Source organism: Dyella sp., assembly GCF_036384435.1.
Lineage (GTDB): Bacteria > Pseudomonadota > Gammaproteobacteria > Xanthomonadales > Rhodanobacteraceae > GSA-30.
In genome coordinates this window covers 1-2,126 of sequence record NZ_DASVMI010000079.1, presented here as the reverse complement: position 1 = coordinate 2,126, position 2,126 = coordinate 1, and the positions used below count along the sequence as shown (strand labels likewise).

2 protein-coding genes are annotated in these 2,126 nt (G+C 60.8%); both read left to right on the top strand.

The features are described 5' to 3' along the window. Positions 1 to 1,013: tetratricopeptide repeat protein (locus VF436_RS07405; protein ID WP_414649824.1), on the top strand; the 1,013-nt coding region annotated here is incomplete at its 5' end. Between the two features lie 298 nt (positions 1,014 to 1,311). Then, positions 1,312 to 2,126, top strand: an 815-nt coding sequence (locus VF436_RS07400; protein WP_330903367.1) for a DegT/DnrJ/EryC1/StrS family aminotransferase, incomplete at its 3' end; no start/stop codon positions are given.

Genomic DNA, 2,126 nt, shown 5'->3' with positions numbered 1-2,126 from the left:
GCATCGCCGCACTGGTCGTGCTGGCGTTCTGGCTGCGTCGCCGACAGCCGCTGGTGGCACTGGGGATTGCCCTGTATCTGGGCTGCCACGTGATGACCGGAAGTATCATCCCGCTGGAACTGGTCTACGAACACCGCAACTACTTCGCCAGCTTCGGCGTGCTGCTGGCCGTAGTACCTTGGCTGGCGGCCATCCCACCCCGGGCTGTACAGCCCCCTGTAGATCGATGCCGCTGGTTGCTGCCCCGACGCACGCTGCTGGCCTGCCTGTTGTTATGGTGGGTCGGATTGACCGCCGCTACCGCCTATGCCTGGGGCGACCCGTTACGGCTGGCTCAACAACTGGCAGCACGGGCACCCGACTCACCACGTGCCCAATACGAACTTGGCCGCACTTACATCATCTACTCGCACTACGATCCAGCCTCGCCGTACACGCAACTGGCCTATGCCCCGCTGGAAAAGGCCGCGAGCTTCCCCGAGTCCTCGATCCTGCCGCAGCAGGCGCTGATCTTCATGAACTCGCGCATGGACCGGCCACTCAAGCCGCAGTGGTGGGACAGCATGATCGCCAAGCTCAAAGCGCGGAAGCCCGGTGTGCAGGACGAAAGTTCATTGGCCGCGCTGGCGCAGTGTGCCCGGGATGGCGCCTGCTCCCTGCCTACCGATCGCATGGTGCAAGCCTTCGAGGCCGCGCTGGATCACCCCGGGCCCAGCGCCCGACTGCAAGCCACCTATGGCGACTACGCATGGAACGTGCTGGGCGACCACGCCATGGGCCTTCGCATGATCGAAGGCGCCGTGAAAGACGCTCCGGACGAACCTGCTTATCGTATTACTCTAGTGCGCATGCTGGTCGCGACTGGCAGCATCGACAAAGCGCGTGAAGAGCTTCGGCCGCTATACCGCTTGAATGTAGGCAACCGACTGAACCGAAGCCTTTCCGAATTGCACTCGCTGCCGGGCATGTCCAAACAGCCAGGCAGCAGTGGCACCACCGGCAATGTGTACTGACCCGCCCTCCCCCTGAACCGCACCAGTTGAAGCTTTAAAGAGTCCATCAGCTTCAGAGGGTGGACACGAAGAAGAACCCTTCTCCACAGAACAGATCACCGGGCTCATCAAGCTGGCCGAGGCCCCGTGACGGTATCGCAATTGCGCCGGCGGCATGGCATTGAGCCTAAACTCACCGCCTGAGTCGCTAGAAAAACATCGGTAGACCGCCGCATGGGGATGTTTGCCGCCCCAGGAAACACCACTACCATACCCAAAGCCAGACAAAGCGATCTGAAGTATTCAACGGAGGCACTTTTTGCCCGACAAACCTATCTACGTCACTCAGCCCTTCTTGCCTCAGCTGGAGGAATTCGTCCCGTATCTTGAGCGTATCTGGCAAAGCCACACACTCACCAACGGCGGGCCATTCCACCAACAGCTGGAAGACGCGTTGTGCGAATACCTTGGCGTCAAACACGTGGCACTGTTCGCCAACGGCACACTGGCGCTCATCACCGCCCTGCAGGCCCTGCGTGTCTCCGGCGAGGTCATCACCACGCCGTACTCGTTCGTTGCAACCGCTCATTCGTTACTGTGGCGCGGCAACAAACCTGTCTTCGTCGATATAGAGCCCCGCACACTCAATCTGGATCCGGAGAAGATCGAGGCCGCCATCACGCCGAACACCACGGCCATCATGCCTGTGCATTGCTATGGCAATCCCTGCAACGTGGAGGCGATCCAGAAGATCGCCGACAACTACAATCTGAAGGTGATTTACGACGCGGCCCATGCTTTCGGCGTGCAGACCGAAACCGGCAGTGTGCTCGAACACGGCGACCTTGCCGTGCTGAGCTTCCACGCGACGAAGGTCTTCAATACCTTCGAAGGTGGCGCGATCATGTGCCAGGACGCCAAGACCAAACAGCGCATCGACCATCTGAAGAACTTCGGATTCGTCGACGAGGTGACCGTGGTTGCGTCCGGCATCAACGGCAAGATGAGCGAAATCAACGCCGCGTTCGGGCTGCTCCAACTGCAGCATATCGACGAAGCGCTGGCGCGGCGCGCGCGGATCGACGCAATCTATCGCGAACGGCTGCGCGACGTGCGCGGTATCCGCTGCCTGCC